13 protein-coding genes and 1 pseudogene are annotated in these 17,976 nt (G+C 59.5%); 10 read left to right on the forward strand and 4 right to left on the reverse strand.

The features are described from left to right. Positions 1-552: 552 nt before the first annotated feature. Positions 553-794, reverse strand: a pseudogene (locus J3R84_RS37945) (IS6 family transposase); the annotation flags it as partial. 57 nt (positions 795-851) lie between these two features. Then, the gene (locus J3R84_RS37950; protein ID WP_203529589.1) at positions 852-2,000 is read right to left on the reverse strand and encodes a hypothetical protein; all 1,149 of its coding nucleotides are present in this window, start codon (positions 1,998-2,000) and stop codon (positions 852-854) included. Positions 2,001-2,279: 279 nt separating this feature from the next. On the opposite strand from J3R84_RS37950, the gene J3R84_RS37955 reads away from it, so the two are divergent. The 3 genes from J3R84_RS37955 to J3R84_RS37965 all read left to right on the forward strand — a co-directional run bounded on the left by J3R84_RS37955 (position 2,280) and on the right by J3R84_RS37965 (position 4,077). After that, a complete protein-coding gene (locus tag J3R84_RS37955) occupies positions 2,280-2,708 on the forward strand; it encodes a SyrB-like regulator (RefSeq protein WP_203529587.1) in 429 nt (142 codons plus the stop codon). A gap of 148 nt (positions 2,709-2,856) precedes the next feature. Next, on the forward strand, positions 2,857-3,459 hold the full coding sequence (locus J3R84_RS37960) for a hypothetical protein (RefSeq protein WP_203529586.1): 603 nt from the start codon (positions 2,857-2,859) through the stop codon (positions 3,457-3,459). A gap of 30 nt (positions 3,460-3,489) precedes the next feature. Then, on the forward strand, positions 3,490-4,077 hold the full coding sequence (locus J3R84_RS37965) for a hypothetical protein (RefSeq protein WP_203529584.1): 588 nt from the start codon (positions 3,490-3,492) through the stop codon (positions 4,075-4,077). Positions 4,078-4,097: 20 nt separating this feature from the next. Here the strand turns inward: J3R84_RS37965 and J3R84_RS37970 are convergent, their stop codons facing one another. Further along, entirely contained in the window at positions 4,098-4,274 is a 177-nt protein-coding gene (locus J3R84_RS37970; protein ID WP_174014689.1) for a hypothetical protein, read from the reverse strand. Positions 4,275-4,738: 464 nt separating this feature from the next. On the opposite strand from J3R84_RS37970, the gene J3R84_RS37975 reads away from it, so the two are divergent. The 6 genes from J3R84_RS37975 to J3R84_RS38000 all read left to right on the forward strand — a co-directional run bounded on the left by J3R84_RS37975 (position 4,739) and on the right by J3R84_RS38000 (position 14,038). Beyond that, positions 4,739-5,719 carry a 3'-5' exonuclease gene (locus tag J3R84_RS37975; RefSeq protein ID WP_203529582.1) on the forward strand — a complete coding sequence of 327 codons (981 nt, stop codon included), beginning with the start codon at positions 4,739-4,741 and terminating at the stop codon, positions 5,717-5,719. 170 nt (positions 5,720-5,889) lie between these two features. Continuing rightward, complete coding sequence (locus J3R84_RS37980; protein ID WP_164049362.1) at positions 5,890-6,036, forward strand: DUF1127 domain-containing protein; 147 nt, start codon at positions 5,890-5,892, stop codon at positions 6,034-6,036. Positions 6,037-6,815: 779 nt separating this feature from the next. After that, positions 6,816-6,995: a hypothetical protein gene (locus tag J3R84_RS37985; RefSeq protein ID WP_113552888.1), complete on the forward strand. Its 180-nt coding sequence runs from the start codon at positions 6,816-6,818 to the stop codon at positions 6,993-6,995. A gap of 175 nt (positions 6,996-7,170) precedes the next feature. Continuing rightward, positions 7,171-8,106: a DUF3991 and toprim domain-containing protein gene (locus J3R84_RS37990; protein WP_203529595.1), complete on the forward strand. Its 936-nt coding sequence runs from the start codon at positions 7,171-7,173 to the stop codon at positions 8,104-8,106. Between the two features lie 130 nt (positions 8,107-8,236). Next, positions 8,237-8,842 carry a DUF1419 domain-containing protein gene (locus tag J3R84_RS37995; protein WP_203529580.1) on the forward strand — a complete coding sequence of 202 codons (606 nt, stop codon included), beginning with the start codon at positions 8,237-8,239 and terminating at the stop codon, positions 8,840-8,842. 105 nt (positions 8,843-8,947) lie between these two features. Continuing rightward, a complete protein-coding gene (locus tag J3R84_RS38000) occupies positions 8,948-14,038 on the forward strand; it encodes a helicase-like domain-containing protein (RefSeq protein ID WP_203529578.1) in 5,091 nt (1,696 codons plus the stop codon). A gap of 151 nt (positions 14,039-14,189) precedes the next feature. On the opposite strand, the gene J3R84_RS38005 is transcribed toward J3R84_RS38000, so the two are convergent. Further along, complete coding sequence (locus J3R84_RS38005; protein ID WP_203529576.1) at positions 14,190-15,644, reverse strand: ATP-binding protein; 1,455 nt, start codon at positions 15,642-15,644, stop codon at positions 14,190-14,192. A gap of 545 nt (positions 15,645-16,189) precedes the next feature. On the opposite strand from J3R84_RS38005, the gene J3R84_RS38010 reads away from it, so the two are divergent. Next, positions 16,190-17,905, forward strand: a complete 1,716-nt coding sequence (locus tag J3R84_RS38010) for a ParB/RepB/Spo0J family partition protein (protein WP_203529574.1) — start codon at positions 16,190-16,192, stop codon at positions 17,903-17,905. Positions 17,906-17,976 lie beyond the last annotated feature (71 nt).

The following is a 17,976-nucleotide window of genomic DNA, read 5'->3' on the forward strand; positions in this document are numbered from 1 at the left end:
TTCTGCGGTTTGAATCTCATCAAGACACAAGCTCGGTCGCCAACACCAATTCCCACATGAAGCAGCTTTTGTCGCCTTTGAACCGCGAGCCAGTGGGAACATTGGCCCTTAGGGCCTCTTCCCGGCTCGCCCGCTTCACATCCAGCTTTGGGCCACGCGTCTTCTTCTTCGCAACCTGTCGATCACCGGGCTTCCATCCGTTGCATTGTCCATGCCGGACGGGCGAAACGGTGCACGCAGCGGCAGGTTTTTCAGCCGCGCTATCTCGTCGCGCAACAACTGGTTCTCGACCTTCAGGCGGGTGCTTTCCACGCGAAGCTCCGCATTGTCCTCGCGAAGGGTTGCGCTCTGCGCTTCCAGCTTCTCGAGGCGAACTTCAGCTTGCAGGGCTCGTTCCAGCAAGCCGGTCACCAAACTGCGCAACGCTTTCAGAGAAGGCGTGTCGGCAGGCGCAGGGGAGCCGTCTCTTTGCCATCCTGGTGTTGAGTTCTGCCCCGATTTGACCGTGCTGGGGTGCGGATAGAAACTTGGAGTGAGTTTCATACGGAATTCAACATCGTCGAGGTACCATTTGTCGGCCAGCCTGCCGGCTATCATTGGCAAAATGCCTGCCGAATTTCTCCGCCCACAGTCTCACGGTCTGGTGAGAGACGATGATGCCACGACCTGCCAGCATATCCTCGACCATCCGCAGGCTGAACGGAAAGCGAAAATACAGCCACACCGCATGGCCAATCACTTCGGCTGGAAACCGGTGGCCACGATAAGAGAGGATCACGGGTCGATCTGGTCATGCTGCCAGATCCCACATTTTCATCGCTGCTCAGGTAACGTTACAGTGCCTTCTCTAGTCAGCCGCCTTGGCCGAGGGCCGGGAAGTCTGGCACGGTTTCCTTCGAGTTTTGCCAGGACGCCGGCAAGGAGGAGGTTGGGCAGTAACGGTAGCGCGTCGTGCCGTCTGCGACCCGGGTGACAAAGCTATCGGAATCCGGGACGACGATAGTGGCATTCGCCGTGCGCTTCTTGCCCTTCGTCTGCTCCTGACATTTCTCCGTCATCGTGTAGGACGTGCCGTCGTGCGTCACTCCGTCGATCACGCAAAGGTCGGAGCCTTCCTCGAACGCCGTGCCGGTGAACTGGATGATGATCGCCTGGTTTGCCTCTCCGCATGGCGCATCCGAGTTCACGTAGTAGCCGGGACGCAGCGGCAACTTTGTCGCTGCGGGGGCGGGTGTGGCCTGCGCAAGGGGTGTCGTCGCCGGGATGGTCACCGCGAAAGCCTTTAGCAGTGCGGGCTGCGCACCTTCTGTCTTGAGCACTGCTGCAGGTATGATAACCGGCTCCTCGCAGGCAGTCATCACGTGTGGTAACCCGAGCTGGACCGCCAACCCGCCGCCCTTTGCGTCCAGCCAGACCATCATGCCCGGTGATCCGTCTGCCGCCTCGCTCAGCAAAGCCTGCTTACAATCGTCAAGGTCGCTATCCGGCGTGTCGCCAGCGCCGTATCCAGCCATGTAGAGATCGAACAGCCGCTTGGAAGCCAGGGTGACGACTTTGGTGCCGTCTGCCTGCTGCGCCAACGCGACCGTGCCGGTTAGGGTAGCTGGAAGCAGATGCGTCCAGTCGACGGGCTGCCCCGTCGTCAGGTCGTAGACGATAGACATTGTGCCCGAGTCCGGGTGGGCGCTTCCTTCGCAACTAAGCGAATCCGTGATGACTAGGCTGAGGAACCCGGGCCCCCTCATGGTAACATCCACCGAGCGTTGCCAGTCGCCACCCTTGCAGTCCTTGGATGCCTTAAGAACTGTGAGATCCAGGCGCTTCAATGCGGTGTTGATGCGACGTTCGGCATCGTCGACAGGCGCGATGACCTGCGGCATGGCCGCGATGTCTTTGCCGACAGGGCTAGGCACCGTCAAGTGCACGGAACGGTCTGCCGACAGCGTAGGCCCTGCCATGCAGATGTAGGCAAGCAGGACGACGCAACTTATCTTCCACATCAGAACCTCGAAACTATAAATCTCCTCAGGCAGAAGTGGCATAGAAAATGACGGTCACATAATGTTATGAACCTTGATACCAAAATAGGTCGGGCGTCGTAACGCCCAAGCATCGTGGAACTGCTTAAACTCTTCACTGAAATTGGATGTGCTCATAAAGCTCTTCTTGCCTAAGATTTAGGAAAGAAGAGGTGTCTACAAATCTTGGGGCTATTCAGTTCATGTTGACACCAGCTTTTGTGCGGTTGAAAAGAAACTCACCTTAGAGGGAGATCACTGATGGCTGACGAGAACGATACAGGCGCGACAAGCGCGGTTTTGGCACCGACCCCGGCAGAAGCACCGGTCGTTAAAAAGCAGCGCGCGCGGCGCCGCTCAAAAGCTGAGATTCAAGCGGCCCAGTCCGTGTCGTCCACGGCTGTGAAGGCAGCGAAGGTTCGCAGGAAGCGCGGCGTGCAAGTCGAAGCGACACCCGCTGTTGTCGAAACATCCGACGCTGCGAAGATCATCAAAAAGACCGGCATGAAGGGCACTAGAAAGATCAAGGCAGTTAGCCATATCGAAGCGTCGGTAATGGCGCCAGCCACGGCTGCCGACGAGATGGCAGACCTCATTCAGCTTGAAGAAGAAAACAAGCGGCTTCGCAAGGCCTTGGCCGAAAAGTTGCGCGCGGAAAATGCTGACCTGCGCAAGCGCCTTGGCATCTAGTCGATCATTACAAGGCACCGGGTCGGTTGCGCTATCGACCCTCACCGGTATGGTCTTGGACGGTTCAGAAAAGACTGGGCTTGCGTCGCGAGCCCGGATTTGGAGCTGTGGCATGGACGCGATGCCCGTTGATCGAGGCTGAAGCACGATGAAACCACCATGGAAGTTCCTTGCTCAATTGATGTCACGGCAACGACCGTCCGTGAATTCCGGTCAAACGAGTGAGCGGGACAGCGATCGTAAGCCTGTCGAAACTAAATTGCAGCCAGCGCCCCCGCCGTTGTTGGCTTCACCGGAAGCAGCACCCGGTCCGGAACACGACGATGAAAGCCCATCTCAAGATGCGGTTGAGATAACGGCGGTAAACACAAGCGCAGTCGATACCGTAGCGCCGGCATCGGTGACGGCTGAAGCCGGAGAGCAAAAGGCCGGAGCGGATGATGGTCGGGGACAGTCTGTCGTCGACGTGCAGGCGTTGGCGCCGACAAGCGGGGCCGATGAACCACTCGGCATGCCGCAGCGGAAACCTTCGAAGGTAGCAAGGAAAGGCCGTGTCAGCGCAATTGCGCAGAGCCCTGTTGTCGCCGGTGGGGAGGTTCGACAATCTCCGTCGGCGTCTGGAAGCCCGTTTTTTGACGAGGCGGCGAGCCTGGACGACGACATCAAACAGCTGAAAGACCAGTTAGCTCAAAAGCTGCGTTTGCAAAATGCCCAGCTCAGAAAAATGCTCAAGCGCTTCGAATCCTCTTAACCCACCTGAAAATATCCAGAGATTAGATCTATGAAGACACCGCAGCGAAGTTTTGTCGTCGAAATCAAATCGACACGTCGACAGTCAAAAGTGCCGCCGAAATCGATCTGGGGCGACACGGATTTCAAGGCTCTCGTTCGCGAAGCGGAAGCATCGCCTCTGTTTAAGCATGACATTGTTGCGGACGCTTTGAGCCAGGATGAGGATCGGACGTCGAACCTAGAACCGCAGGAAGAGCCTGCGGGTATCGATGTCGGCGACGAGCAGCAGGTTCAGGCTCCATTGATCGGGGCTGATCAACCCCGCTCGCTGCAGCAAGGTGAGGATTCAGCGTTCAGTGCCGTATCGCAGAAGCAGGTGGACCCGCTAACGCAACTGTCGAGACGAGGGTTGGAACGGCGTCGCGGCGCAAGGCGCGGACGTCCTGTCGACGGAGAGATCAACGCTTCCACCGCGCCGACGCCCGTCGATCACAGCGAAGTATCGTCCGATGAGCTCATCTCGCTTGAGGAAGAAAATCGATGCTTGAAATTGCTCCTGGCGAAACAGCTGCGTCAGCAGAATTTGCAGCTCCGCAAAATGCTTGAGCGGTTTGCTATCACTGACTCGTCTTGGTGATTTTTTCGCTTTTCTGCTGCTTAGCCCGGTGACGCGTCCCGCCTCGGCAGAGATTTCGCGTGAGATGCGGCTTCACCGGAATAGGGGAAGTCTTCCCCGAGTTGACGGTCACCCTCGTAGACTTTGAAGATGGGGCCGTCGACTTCAACAATCTTATAACCGTTCACGTATTCAATCTTCGGCGTTTTCCAACCCATTGCAAGCTCTCCTTCATGATGGCCGGCATTTCGCTACCCGGGTCGGCGATGACGTACACCCCATGCTCACCGTTTATCAGGTACTTAGACAAAGGCCTAATACTCTAAAGCCGGGCCTGCGTTTCGTTTCCGTTCAAGGCGTTCACATTTAGCGGCCCCGCGCGCCGGGGGCTGTCGGTCCCGGTTTCCGGCGTTGCCGTCGCTATGCTAAATCTCCTGCGGCAACCCATTTAACCGGTCTTGCGGGAGGCGAACGGCTTTCGCAGTTCCTGCTACAGCTGGTATGCCCTTCCTATTTTGGACGCTACTGCCCAAAGACCCAAGAGCTGTCACCGCGTGAAACTGCACGGTTGTGAACCTTGCTCGCCAGGTTGGCTGAAATCGCACCCGATCAACAAGGTTGATCTGCCGATCGTGCCGTGTTTTGAAGGTGGCACATTGGCGGCGGGGCTTTGGCAACAGGAATGGTAGAACAGTTCGACATGTTTTCGGAGCAGGCTCCGCGCGCCCAGGTGGTCACGCGTGGCACCTCCAAATCCACCAAACCCGACAAGCATGTCACTCCCATGAGCGAAGAGGACATGGTCCGACATCTGTCGGAGACAGGTCGATATCGGATCCTGCAGAAACTCGCGCCGCGCGCAATCGCACCATTGCCACGCTCGGAATACCCCCTCAAAGGCATCATTCTCGACACCGAGACCACGGGCCTCAATGCTCGCAGGGATGAGATCATCGAGATTGGCGTGATCGCTTTTACCTTCGATGCGATAGGAAGCATCGGTGACGTGACCGGCATCTATGGCGGACTTCAGCAGCCAAGCGCTTCCATTCCCACTGAGATCACCAGGCTCACCGGGATTACCGATGATATGGTCGCCGGGCAGTCGATCGACATGGCGGCGTTGCGGGCGCTGATTGGGCCTGCCGATCTGCTGATCGCCCACAATGCCGGTTTCGACCGGCCATTCTGCGAGGCATTCTCTCCTTTATTCGCCGGCAAGGCCTGGGCTTGCTCCAACTCCGAGATCGACTGGTCGTCGCGGGGATATGAAGGCACCAAGCTCGGCTACCTGATCGGGCAGGCGGGCTACTTCCATGATGGTCATCGTGCTGTCGATGATTGCTTTGCACTTCTGGAGGTCTTGGCTCGCGGGGTGGAAGGATCGGCTTCCACCGCTTTTGCCGAACTCTATGAAGCAAGCCAGAGGTCGCGTGTGCGGATCTTTGCGGAGAACAGCCCCTTCGACATGAAGGACCACCTGAAGACGCGAGGCTATCGCTGGTCCGACGGAAGCGACGGTCGTCCGAAATCCTGGTGGATTGAGGTTGGGGAAGAAGCGTTCGATGATGAACTCCGCTATCTCAGGGCCGAAATCTACCGCTATCCAGACGCCGATCCTCCCATCAAACGCCTGACCGCCTTCGACCGGTTCCGGGCCTGATAGCCCCTTCAGCCCATCTTCTGATTGGACCCATGCTTTGAACGCATGGCCGACGTGAGACCTTGTGCCTTATCGAGGGGCGGGCAACGGCCTATATTTCAATCATCGAAACGACGTTGGAACCGCAACAAGGTTGCTGGCGTCAAGAGACCTCACGAAAGGGGATCATCATGAACGTAGCACGCTCTTTCAACACTTGGCGCAAGTATCGTCAGACCGTTACCGAACTCGGCCGCATGAGCTCGCGTGAGCTGCAGGACCTCGGCATCGATCGCGCCGACATTCACAGCGTTGCCCGCGCATCGGTCGCTCGCTAAACGGCTATCTCCAAGACATACTGAATGACAATACGCCCGCTGATGACGCGGGCGTTTCTGTGTCTGGACCGACGAGAGGTGCTAAGCTGGAGATTTCTCCCTCCAGATTTATTCCATGCACCTTTCGCATGGCTGCACTGCAGCAAAGTCCATTTAATGTGCGGTGAGAACGGCTATCCTGGTTGTCATCGAAGTGATGCACCTCCTCCCGCAGAGCTTCGATGATGCGGGCGCCCTTATCCTCCTCCCAAGGTCGCCTGCGGGAACAGCAGCACTCCTCCTCCCAGCTGCTGTTCGGTTCTTTTCGAAAAGCCTGCCGCACCTCCTCCCGCGGCAGGCTTTTTCGTTTCAGGCCTAGTGGCACAACGGATGTTTGATTTAATTGGCGATCTGGCAAACCTTGGCGAGCGGAATGGTTTCCGGCTGCCATCAGGACGGTGCGACGAGTTCGCACATGGATCACCGGGCAATCCGCTGTCATGCAGAAGGCAGAACTCACCCCATTGATATCCGGGGGTGTTGTACGCCGACGGATCGAATGATCGGATGGTTGGCCTGCAATTCGGACCGGATCGACGAACGCTCCAACCATTGGCGTTTCCGACCCCGCTCTCTTGTCTGGCATCCCTAATCCAGTCCCGTCCTTGGACGGTCAACCCGCAAGGGGTTCGCAGCTACTGCGGCCTCTCTGGCTCCGCCGTCGAGGTGACCGCGGCCGGGTCCGGATCGAACGGGTGCCATCGAGCGGGGATTGGCCTCGCCAACGGATGGAGCCTCACATGTCGGATCTCAGCCTCGCACAAAACCACGCATTCGATCTTGCCCGGACCCTGATGGTCCCGGTCACCCTCTTCGAAATCGATGGAGAGATCGGCGTCATGCCTTCCGCTGAGTATGACGGCGATGAGGACGCCATCATCAACGAATACGATCCCTTTGCCTATGGATCGGCTCATTGAGCCGATCACCCCTTCGGGGGAAGGCGTGCCGCTTGCGCTGATGCGCGCGCAAGGGAGGCTTCGCCGCGAGCTTTCCTCGCAGATCTGCACATTGCGAACCGCGCCCTTGCGCGCTTCCATCTTCGCGGCCTGGGCGCTGACAGCCCGAATAGTCAGGAAAACTGAAGGAGAGAATATGGAAAAGAAGGACATCAAGGAGCTGCGCGTCCGCGTGGGCTGCACAGCTGTCCTGGAGCATGAGGGCTTCACCGTCGACGTGAAAGAGAGCACGCGCCGGGCGGTCAAATTCCGACGCGACGACGACATCGTCATCGTGATTCATGAGGGCAGAGGATGGTTCGACGCCCGCTCAGATGCCAAGGGCGACGTCTTCGCGCTTGCAAGCTATCTGAACGGGATCGGTTTTGCAGAAGCCCTGGCGGCTGTCGGCGACCTGGTCGCGTTTCAGCCAACTGCACCGGTTTGGGAAAAACCTATCCGTGACACGCAAACAATGGCTTCGGTCACTGACCGCTGGAATCACCGAAGACGGCCGTGGCGGGCATCTGCGATGTGGATTTATCTCCGACAAGGCAGGGCGTTGCCATGGCAGGTTGTCTCTGCGGCGATCGAAGCGGATCTCTTGAGGGAAGGGCCTTACGGCTCCATGTGGGCAAAGCATGTCGATGAGGCTGGCGCCGTCATCGGCTGGGAGGAGCGCGGACCGGACTGGCGTGGATTTTCGACAGGCGGTGCAAAATCGCTGTTCCGGTTCGGGGGCGAGAGCGCTCGCCGGATCTGCGTGACTGAGGCAGCGATCGATGCGCTTAGCCTGGCTGCGATCGAGAGGATTAGGACTGACAGTCTCTATGTCAGCACCGGCGGCGGCTGGTCGCCTCTGACCGCTCAGGCGCTGGAGTTCCTGGCGTCACAACGCGAGACGCATATGGTCGCCGCGACGGACAATAATGTTCAGGGCGAGGTGTTCGCGGACAGGATCCGGCAGATGGCGGATGGCACCGGCTGCGATTTCTCACGGCTAAGGCCGCGATGCGAGGATTGGAATGAGGAATTGAAAGAGAGGAGGGAGAGAGGCGAGCTGCCGCATACGCGGACAACGCATCAAGGGTGAAGCTTCGCCCGCCAGACGGCGGCCCTTGACCCGCTGCCCGCGAGGCGCCGGCTGAGGAGGGGTGATCAAAGGACTGAAGGAGAGGTCGAACAGGCTTCGCTTCAGCCGCAACCCTCAAAAGGAGCCGCAGATGTTTGTTTCCCCAGCTATCCGCAAGGTATTCGAAGGCGTCGCTAGCCGCCACGAAATGTACGCCCTGTTCAATCGCCACAGCCAGTCGCCGTTCGACGATGATCGGATGAACGGTGAGCGCTATGTCGGTGAATGGTTCGAGATCACCGAAGCGGACCATGACCACATGTTCGAGATCCTACCGCCGCTCTTCTATTGCGGTGACATGTTCGCCATGCGCGAGTTTCTGGCCGCCAGCATCACCAGCGTATTCTTTGCGCTCACAATCGACGATCGGTCCCGCTGGTTTCACGCCTATTGCGATCTGAGCGATCGCCAGTCGCCTGACCGGATGCGGTCCGAGATCATCGCCCGGGAATCCCGTCCGGTCCGTGCCATGAGCACCCAAGAAAAACTCGATCATATCTGGAGCACGACTGGTCCCGATTTTCGTGGCTATGCCGACGCGCGTTTTCCAGCCGATCTCCACAATCGCCAGATTGTGCTCGTTTATCCCTCAGCTCAAGGCAAGATCTGGAAGCTGCTTGACGATCTGACTGACGAGGAGATTGCCGCCAAGCTGCCGGTGCAGTTCCGTCTCCTGCCGGAAACCATCGCTGCCTGACGGCAGCCTTCACCTCCCAATCCGCACCATCCCGCCCTCAACGCCCGTTCGCGGCAGATCTCGCAGCGAGCGTGCCTCGACGCGCCTTCTCACAGGAGTTCCCTCATGGCCCATGACGATCCCTTCACCATCGACCTGTTTGGCAAAACAGCACTCGCATCCGGTTTTGATCTCGGTGTGCCGGGTTTCACAGCAGACTTCGGGAGCGATCTCGACGATGACCCACCTCCCTCGACGCCGGCGCCGTCCGTCCCTGTTCTGAAGATCCCAGAGGCCAAACCGCAGATGCGCGCGAAGGTCGATTTCCGACTGCAGGGTTCACGCGGTCTCGCCAAATCCTGGCGCGACCGGGCACGAGACAATATCGCCGCCATCCTGCTTGCAAACGAGATCGAGCGTCATGGTCTGGCGGCCCGGCCTGACCAGCAGGCCAAGCTGATCCGCTTTACCGGCTTCGGCGCGTCCGATCTGGCCAACGGCATATTCCGGCGTCCCGGCGACGAGGCGTTTCGCAAAGGCTGGGAGGATCTCGGCGGCAATCTTGAAAGCGCCGTCGCTGCGGCTGATTACGCGTCTCTGGCGCGCTGCACCCAATATGCCCACTTCACGCCGGAGTTTATCGTTCGCGCCATTTGGGCAGGCTTGATCCGTATGGGCTTCAAGGGCGGACGGATCCTGGAACCGGGGATCGGCACGGGCATGTTTCCGGCACTGATGCCGGACGCGCTCTCCCGCACCAGCCATGTCACCGGCGTCGAACTTGATCCGGTCACCGCCCGCATTGTCCGGTTGCTGCAACCACGGGCCAGGATCATTACAAGTGATTTCTCGCGGACGGAGTTGCCTGCGCATTTCGATCTGGCGATTGGCAACCCGCCGTTTTCGAATCGGACAGTGCGAAGCGACCCGGCTTTCCGCTCTCTCGGCTTCCGGCTGCATGACTATTTCATCGCCAAGTCCATCGACCGGCTGAAGCCCGGCGGGCTTGCCGCCTTCGTCACCTCGTCCGGCACGATGGATAAGGCAGATGCCCGTGCCCGCGAATATGTCGCCAGCATGGCCGATCTTGTCGGAGCAATCCGCCTGCCCGAGGGCAGCTTTCGCGCAGACGCTGGCACGGATGTCGTCGTCGATATCCTCTTCTTCCGCAAGCGTCGCGCCGGCGAACACTCAGAAGACAAGAGCTGGCTCGATCTGGCCGATGTCGAGGCAGAAGGGGATAGCGGCGAGGTTGTCCGCATCAATCGATGGTTTGCCGATCATCCGGAGATGGTGCTCGGACGCCATGCGATCACCTCGGGACCATTCGGGGGGACCTACACCTGCCTTTCGAATAACGGCGATCTCGAAACCGTTTTGAATGCATCGATAGAACGGCTTCCGGCCGATATCACTGACAGCGAATTCACCCCGATCGATTTCGAGTTGGAGGATGAGGTCGCAGATGCGATGGCAGAGCGGCCCGACGATCCGAAGGTTCGCGAAGGCAGCTATTTCATCGGCAAGGCGACGGCGCTGATGCAGGTGGTGGATGGTGCATCGGTCCCGGTCGACGTGCGCAAAGCCAAGAGCACCGACGGAATCTTCGCCAAACACGCCCTGATTATTCGAAAGCTCATCCCGATCCGCGACGCCCTGCGTCTGGTCCTCAAACTCCAGGAACGCGATCAGCCCTGGACCCAGGCGCAGGTCGCGCTTCGCATCGCCTGGTCGAGCTTCGTGCGCAAGTTCGGCCCGATTAACTTCACCTCCGTCTCGACATCGGAGGATCCGGAAACCGGTGAGATCAGGGAAACCCATCGCCGACCGAACCTCGCGCCGTTCCTCGACGATCCCGATTGCTGGCTGGTCGCCTCGATCGAGGACTACGATCTTGAGACCAACACCGCCAAGCCTGGGCCGATCTTCACCGAGCGCGTCATCGCGCCGCCGCCGGCACCAGTGATCACTTCGGCGCTCGATGCGCTCGCCGTGGTTTTGAACGAACGCGGTCACGTCGATCCCGATCATATCGCCGAGCTGCTGCACCGCGACGTCGATGACGTCATCAGTGAACTGGGTGAGGCGATCTTCCGCGATCCATCCGACGGCTCCTGGCAGATGGCCGATGCCTATCTGTCCGGTCCAATCCGGTCGAAGCTGCTGACCGCACGCGCGGCGGCGGATCTGGATCCCGCCTTTGCCCGCAACGTGACGGCTCTGGAGCATGTCCAGCCGGCAGATCTTCGGCCCTCCGACATCACCGCCCGCCTTGGCGCGCCGTGGATCCCGGCAGACGATGTCGTCGCCTTCGTCAAACAGACGATGGAGGCCGACATTACCATCCACCATTTGCAGGAACTGGCGACATGGACGGTCAATGCCCGGCAGCTGGAGTGGTCGGCGGCCGGCACCACGGAGTGGGGTACGCATCGCCGCCATGCCGGCCAGCTGCTGTCCGACGCCCTGAACTCCTCCGTGCCGCAAATCTTCGACACGGTCCGGGATGGCGAAACCGAGCGCCGGGTGCTCAATACGGTGGAGACGGAAGCCGCCAAGGAAAAGCTGTCCAAGATCAAGACCGCCTTCCAATCCTGGATCTGGTCGGATCCGGATCGCACCGACCGCCTGGCGCGGGTCTATAACGACACCTTCAACAACATCGCGCCACGAGCCTTCAATGGCGATCATCTCCAACTTCCAGGCGCCTCTGGCGCCTTTTCTTTGTATGGGCACCAGAAGCGCGGCATCTGGAGGATCATTTCTGCCGGCGCCACCTATCTGGCCCATGCCGTCGGCGCTGGGAAAACGCTGACCATGGCCGCTGCCATCATGGAACAGCGCCGGCTCGGGCTGATCAACAAGGCGATGCTCGTCGTGCCCGGCCATTGCTTGGCGCAGGCCGCCCGCGAGTTTCTCGCCCTTTATCCCAATGCCCGGATACTGGTCGCCGACGAAACGAACTTCGTCAGGGAAAAGCGCCATCGCTTCCTGTCACGGACAGCCACCGCCAACTGGGACGCGATCATCATCACCCATTCGGCCTTCCGTTTCATCTCCGTGCCGTCCTCCTTCGAGGCACAGATGATCCAGGACGAGTTGGAGCTTTACGAGGATCTGCTTACCAAGGTCGATAACCAGGACCGGCTGTCGCGCAAGCGCATCGAGCGCATGAAGGAGGGCCACAAGGAACGGCTCGAAGCGCTGGCGACGCGAAAGGACGATCTGCTCACCATCTCCGAGCTTGGGATCGACCAGATCATCGTCGATGAGGCGCAGGAATTCCGCAAGCTGTCCTTTGCCACCAATATGTCGACGCTGCGCGGTGTCGATCCGAACGGCTCGCAGCGCGCCTGGGACCTGTTCGTCAAATCCCGCTTCATCGAGACGAAGAACCCGGGCAGGGCACTGGTGCTGGCCTCGGGCACGCCGATCACCAACACACTCGGCGAGATGTTTTCCGTGCAGCGCATCATGGGCGCAGTGGCCCTTTCCGAGCGTGGTCTGCACGAGTTCGACGCCTGGGCCTCGACCTTCGGCGATACCTCGACCGAACTCGAACTGCAGCCCTCCGGCAAATACAAGCCGGTCACGCGGTTCTCGCAATTCGTCAATGTCCCGGAACTGATTGCCATGTTCCGGTCGTTTGCCGACGTCGTGCTGCCGGTCGACCTGAGAACCTATGTGAAGGTTCCCGAGATATCCGGTGGCAAGCGCCACATCGTCACCGCGGAGCCAACGCCGGCCTTCAAGATCTATCAGAAGCGTCTGGACGTCCGGATCAAGGCGATCGAGACGCGTGAGGGGCCGGCAAAGCCCGGTGACGACATCCTGCTCTCGGTGATCACCGACGGGCGCCATGCCGCGATCGATCTGCGGTTGGTCGACCCTGCGAACGAGAATGAGGAGAGCAACAAGCTCAACGCGCTTGTCCAAAATGCCTTCCGGATCTGGAGCGAGACGGGCGCGGCCGAGTATCGCCGCAAGGACGGAAAACCATTCGACCGGCCGGGCGCTGGTCAGCTGATCTTCTCCGATCTCGGCACCATCTCGGTCGAAGCCACGCGCGGCTTCTCCGCCTATCGCTGGATCCGCGACGAACTCGTTCGTTTGGGCGTGCCGGCTTCGGAAATCGCCTTCATGCAGGACTACAAGAAATCGGACGCAAAGCAGCGGCTGTTCAATGACTTCAATGCCGGCAAGGTCCGCGTGCTGATCGGCTCGTCCGAGACCATGGGCACCGGCGTCAATGTCCAGGCGCGGCTCAAAGCCCTGCATCACCTCGATGTCCCATGGTTGCCATCACAGATCGAGCAGCGCGAAGGCCGGATTATCCGCCAGGGTAACCAGCATGACGAGGTCGATGTCTTCGCTTACGCGACGCTTGGCAGTCTCGATGCCACCATGTGGCAGAACAACGAGCGCAAGGCCCGGTTCATCGCAGCCGCCCTGTCAGGCGACACCAGCGTCCGGCGGCTGGAGGATATGGGCGAGGGGCAGGCGAACCAGTTCGCGATGGCCAAGGCGATAGCGTCAGGCGACGAGCGCCTGATGCAGAAGGCGGGGCTCGAGGCTGAGATCGCCCGACTCGATCGCCTGCGTGCCGCGCATATTGACGATCAGCATGCGATACGGCGGCAGATCCGCGATGCCGAGCGGGATATCGAGTTCTCCAGCCGCCGAATCGAGGATGTAGGCAAGGACATCGAACGACACGTGCCAACCGACGGGGAGGCCTTCGTGATGCGGGTCGGGACGATCGAGTTCGACGAGCGTAAGCTCGCCGGTCGAGCGCTGATTAAGGAAATCCTGACGCTGGTTCAATTGCAGCAGGAAAAAGAGGTCATCATCGCCACGATCGGGGGCTTCGATCTCGCATACGATGGCGAAAGGTTCGGCAAGGATGGCTACCGCTACGACACGCTGCTTCAACGCACAGGTGGCGACTACGAGATCGACTTAGCCGTGACCACGACGCCGATCGGTGCCATCTCCAGGCTCGAGCATGCGCTCGGCGGTTTTGAACAGGAACGAGAGAACCATCGCATTCGGCTAGTCGACGCGAACCGCCGCCTCGCCTCATATACGCCGCGTCTCGGAGAACGCTTCTCTTTGGAAGCCGAGCTCGAACTCAAGCTGAGCCAACTGGACGAGATCGAAAGGGATCTAGCGGCGACCGCCGATGAACCGCCTGAAGATCGCCAGGAAGCGGCGTGAATGGCGGAACTTCTCCGCTCATTTGAAACGGGTTGAGATACACATCTACCGGTCATCCCCGTTTCGATGGTTCCCTGCGATGGCGATCGTCGCGCGTAGCTGTCCAGGTCGCAAAGGGGGCTCCCCGAAAGGGTCAAGCGCCCTTTCGTTTTCAGACGGCCCAGTATGGCACGTAGCGGGCATTTCTCTTTCCCTGATCGGGGTCGGCCGGCGCGATCCGACCGAGCTTGATGGATTCCGCAATAATGGCGGAGACGGCCTGATACTCCTCAGGCGCGAGCGAAAAGCGCTCCCGCAGGGTAGCGTTGCTCATATAGTCGTGCGTCAACCAGCGAAGTACGCAGTGGAAAAAACAGGCCCGCATCTTTTCGGCCTTTGACATCTGGCCAAACGCTCGCGGTGCGAACAGAACCACCCGCATGGAGTTTTCCGAGGAGATGAAGTCCGGCGCCGGCAGGTGATCGGCCTCGATTTCGATCAGCGTCTTGTCCAGGCCGCCGCCGCGCTCTTCGCAAAGACCGAAGGCGCGCATCGTCGATGCGAGCTTCTCGTTGCGCGATCGCCTTTCATCGAGGATCCGATCCGTACTGATCAGTGAGTTTCCGGGGTTCGTCACTTCAATCCGGTTCTCATAGATTTCGACCACCGGCCCGACGCCGCCCACGATGAAATCCTGGTGGATCAAGGCATTCGCAATCACTTCCCGGATCGCGGTTTCGGGAAAATGTGGCACCATCCGCCGGACGCCGCCGATGTATCGTTCTTCCTTCGGCAGCCGATCCATAAGGAATTTCATTATGCTGGTGAAGCCAACGGCGTATCCTTCCTTGGCCTCCTGCTCGAAGTCAGATTTTGACTTGTCTCGCCCGACATATTTGACGATGCGGACAGCTTTGCCGGCGATCGACGGACACATCTTGACATCGCGTGCAAGCAGGATCGCGCCGAGATTGGTGATGTCATAGCGTCCTTCGAGATTGTCGAGCAGGAAGCCGTATTCAATCATCTTGCGAATGATCTCATCGGGGTTGTTCGGGCGGGGATCGCCGGTCAGTTGGAAAAGAGGGTCCGGATCGAGTTTGGCGAACACATCGTCGGTGGTGGCGTTCGAGACAGCAACCGCGCTTTCGAATCGCCTGCGTCCTGTCGCGATCCACAGGGACCTTTCGTGTTCGGGGAACTCGGCAAGCTTCTTCTTGTTTTCGCCAATACGGATGAATTCCGAGCCGCTGAACTTTACCGGTCGCTCATAGGATGGCTCGACGGCGATGATGGAATAGGCCAATCCGCCACATTCGAAATCGAGCACGTCCAGCATGATCCGCGGCTCGATCATGCGGCTTAGCCAGTTGGTGAAATCTTCGTTGCCGTTCTTGAGCTGCTGCAGGCGCACATCGGTGCCCACGCGATCTCTTGTTCCGTCCCTAACGCCGAAGACCATGAAGGCCCTGTCGCGACCCGCCAGCATTGCCGCATTTGCAAGCGCCGAGATATATTCGCCGATCTCGCGCGGATCCTTGTTGTTGACCTTGAATTCGAGCCATGTGCTTTCATTCGGCTCCTGCAACAAGCGGTCAAGCAGGGCACAAGGATTGTGGATCGGCATTCAAGATCTCCTTTTATCCCCCTTATATCAGATTCGTCATGCTTTGCAGCTTCTATGGTTGTGATAGATCCGATTTATGAAGCAAAAACAGTGGTATCAGAGAGTGGTTGCTCGCCCGCGTTTTATCACGGTTTTATCCGGCGGGTGGTTGCGGGTCGTCGAATTCGGCCGTTTATAGGAGCCGGATTTTATATCCCCTTTTTGTCGGAAAGATAATTACTTGAGGAGCGAAACTAGAAGAAAAATAAGTAGAAACAATGGATTAAAAAATGGAATGAACAGGGGTTTATATCAAGGCTCTTTAAAAAATTGCGAAAAACTAGTCGCAGGACGGCCCATCGGCTGACGGTTTCCTCAATCGCGCCGGTCGCAGTACCAGGCCGCGCCCTTCGCAAGGCTTAAGGGCCTTGCTTGTCCGCGTGCCAGGCATGCTCCGCCGCAATTGCAGCCGCCGGGTCAGTCCCGCGGGTATCGGGAGAGGTCTTCGAGAAGAAGACGAGAAGGGATGGACAGCCTGTCCGCCCGAAACCCGAAAGGTTACACCCATGCAGTTGATTACAGCCGATCCGCGCAGCCTGAAGGACAATCCCGACCGGTCCCGCCAGTCTAAATCCTCACCCCAGTCCGACGCGCTGTTGTGCGCATCGATCAGGGCCATCGGCGTCGTACAACCGCCCGTGGTCAAACTCGATCCAGAGGGCGGCAACAGCTACATTATCGTCTTCGGTCATCGCCGCGCCACGCAGGCCATCGCCGCGGACCTCGAGGAAATCCCGCTCCTGCTTGCCGATCCCTCCGACGATCTTGGCGCCATGCAGTCCTTTGCCGAGAATATCGCCCGTGAGCCACTGAACCCCGTCGACCAATGGCGCGCCATCGAGCGTCTGGTTGCTCTCGGATGGACGGAGGAATCGATCGCCATGGCGCTGGCGCTCCCGAGCCGGCAGATCCGCAAGCTGCGGCTGCTCGCCAACATCCTGCCATCTATGCTCGACCAGATGGCGCGTGGCGACATGCCGAACGAGCAGCAGCTGCGTACGATTGCGGCCGCCGGCCAGGATGAGCAGGCCGAGGTGTGGAAAAAGTACAAGCCTAGGAAGCAAGACCCGCAGGTCTCGTGGTGGGAGGTTGCCCGGGCGCTCACCAGAACCCGGATGCTCGCCAAGCATGCGAGCTTCGGCGGCGATCTGGCACAGGCTTACGGCATCGTCTGGGTCGAGGACCTGTTTGCACCGGCCGACGAGGACAGCCGCTACACCACCGACGTCGAGGCGTTTCTCGGGGCGCAACAGGAGTGGTTGGCCAACAACCTGCCGAAGCGCGGCTCGATCATCGAGGCCAATGAATATGGCCAGGCAAAGCTACCGTCCAAGGCACAACAGCTCTACGGCAAGCCGGGCAAGGGTGACCTGACCGGCTGGTACATCAACGCGCGCGATGGCTCGGTGCATTCGGTTGCCTATCGCATGCCTGAAGTGAAGAAGCCGAAGCTGGTCAAGGATGCCGATGGTGTCGAAACCCTCGTCGAAGAGGTCGAGGCACCGAAAGTGCGGCCCGATGTGACTCAGAAGGGCCTCGACATGATCGGCGACCTGCGGACCGATGCTCTACACGAGGCCCTTGCACGTGCGCCGATCGAGGATGACACGCTGATGGCTCTGCTGATTCTGGCCTTCACCGGCATGAATGTCACGGTTGCCAGTGGCGCATCGGACAATCCCTATGGTCACGCCAAATGCGGCCCGCACGCTGCCCGCCTGATCGGCGAGGACGGTAGGCTCTCATTCGATCGCGAAACGCTGATACAGGCTGCGCGCTCGGTTCTGATCGAAGTCCTGTCTCTTCGGCGCAATCGCTCCGATAGCGGTTTTATCGCCCGCATCGCCGGCGACGCCATCGGCGCTGATCAATTCCTGCCCAACATGGCAACCGAGGATTTCCTCTCATGCCTGTCGCGCAATGCGCTGGAGGCTGCAGCCGAAACAGCAGGCGTGCCCGGCCGGATCAAGGTGAAGGATACCCGTGCGGCTCTGGTCGAGCATTTTGTCGAGGGAAAGCTGGTGTATCCGGCAGCACTCCTGGCGCCACGAGCCGAGGACGTGCGGTCGTGGGTCGGACGCTACACCAGCGTCGACAGCGGATTGGAGGATGCCGCCGATCAGCCGGGCCGACGGGAGGAGGAGCATTCCGATGGTAACCTTGGCGACCATTCCGCCGCTGATGACGAAACCGGCGAGGAATTCCGCGAGGCCGCCGAATAACGCCAAACGACAGGAAACTGAACCGACGCCGCTGGCACATGCCGGCGGCGTCTTTGTTTCGAGCAATCAGA

It is taken from the genome of Ensifer canadensis, assembly GCF_017488845.2.
Classification (GTDB): Bacteria; Pseudomonadota; Alphaproteobacteria; order Rhizobiales; family Rhizobiaceae; genus Ensifer; species Ensifer canadensis.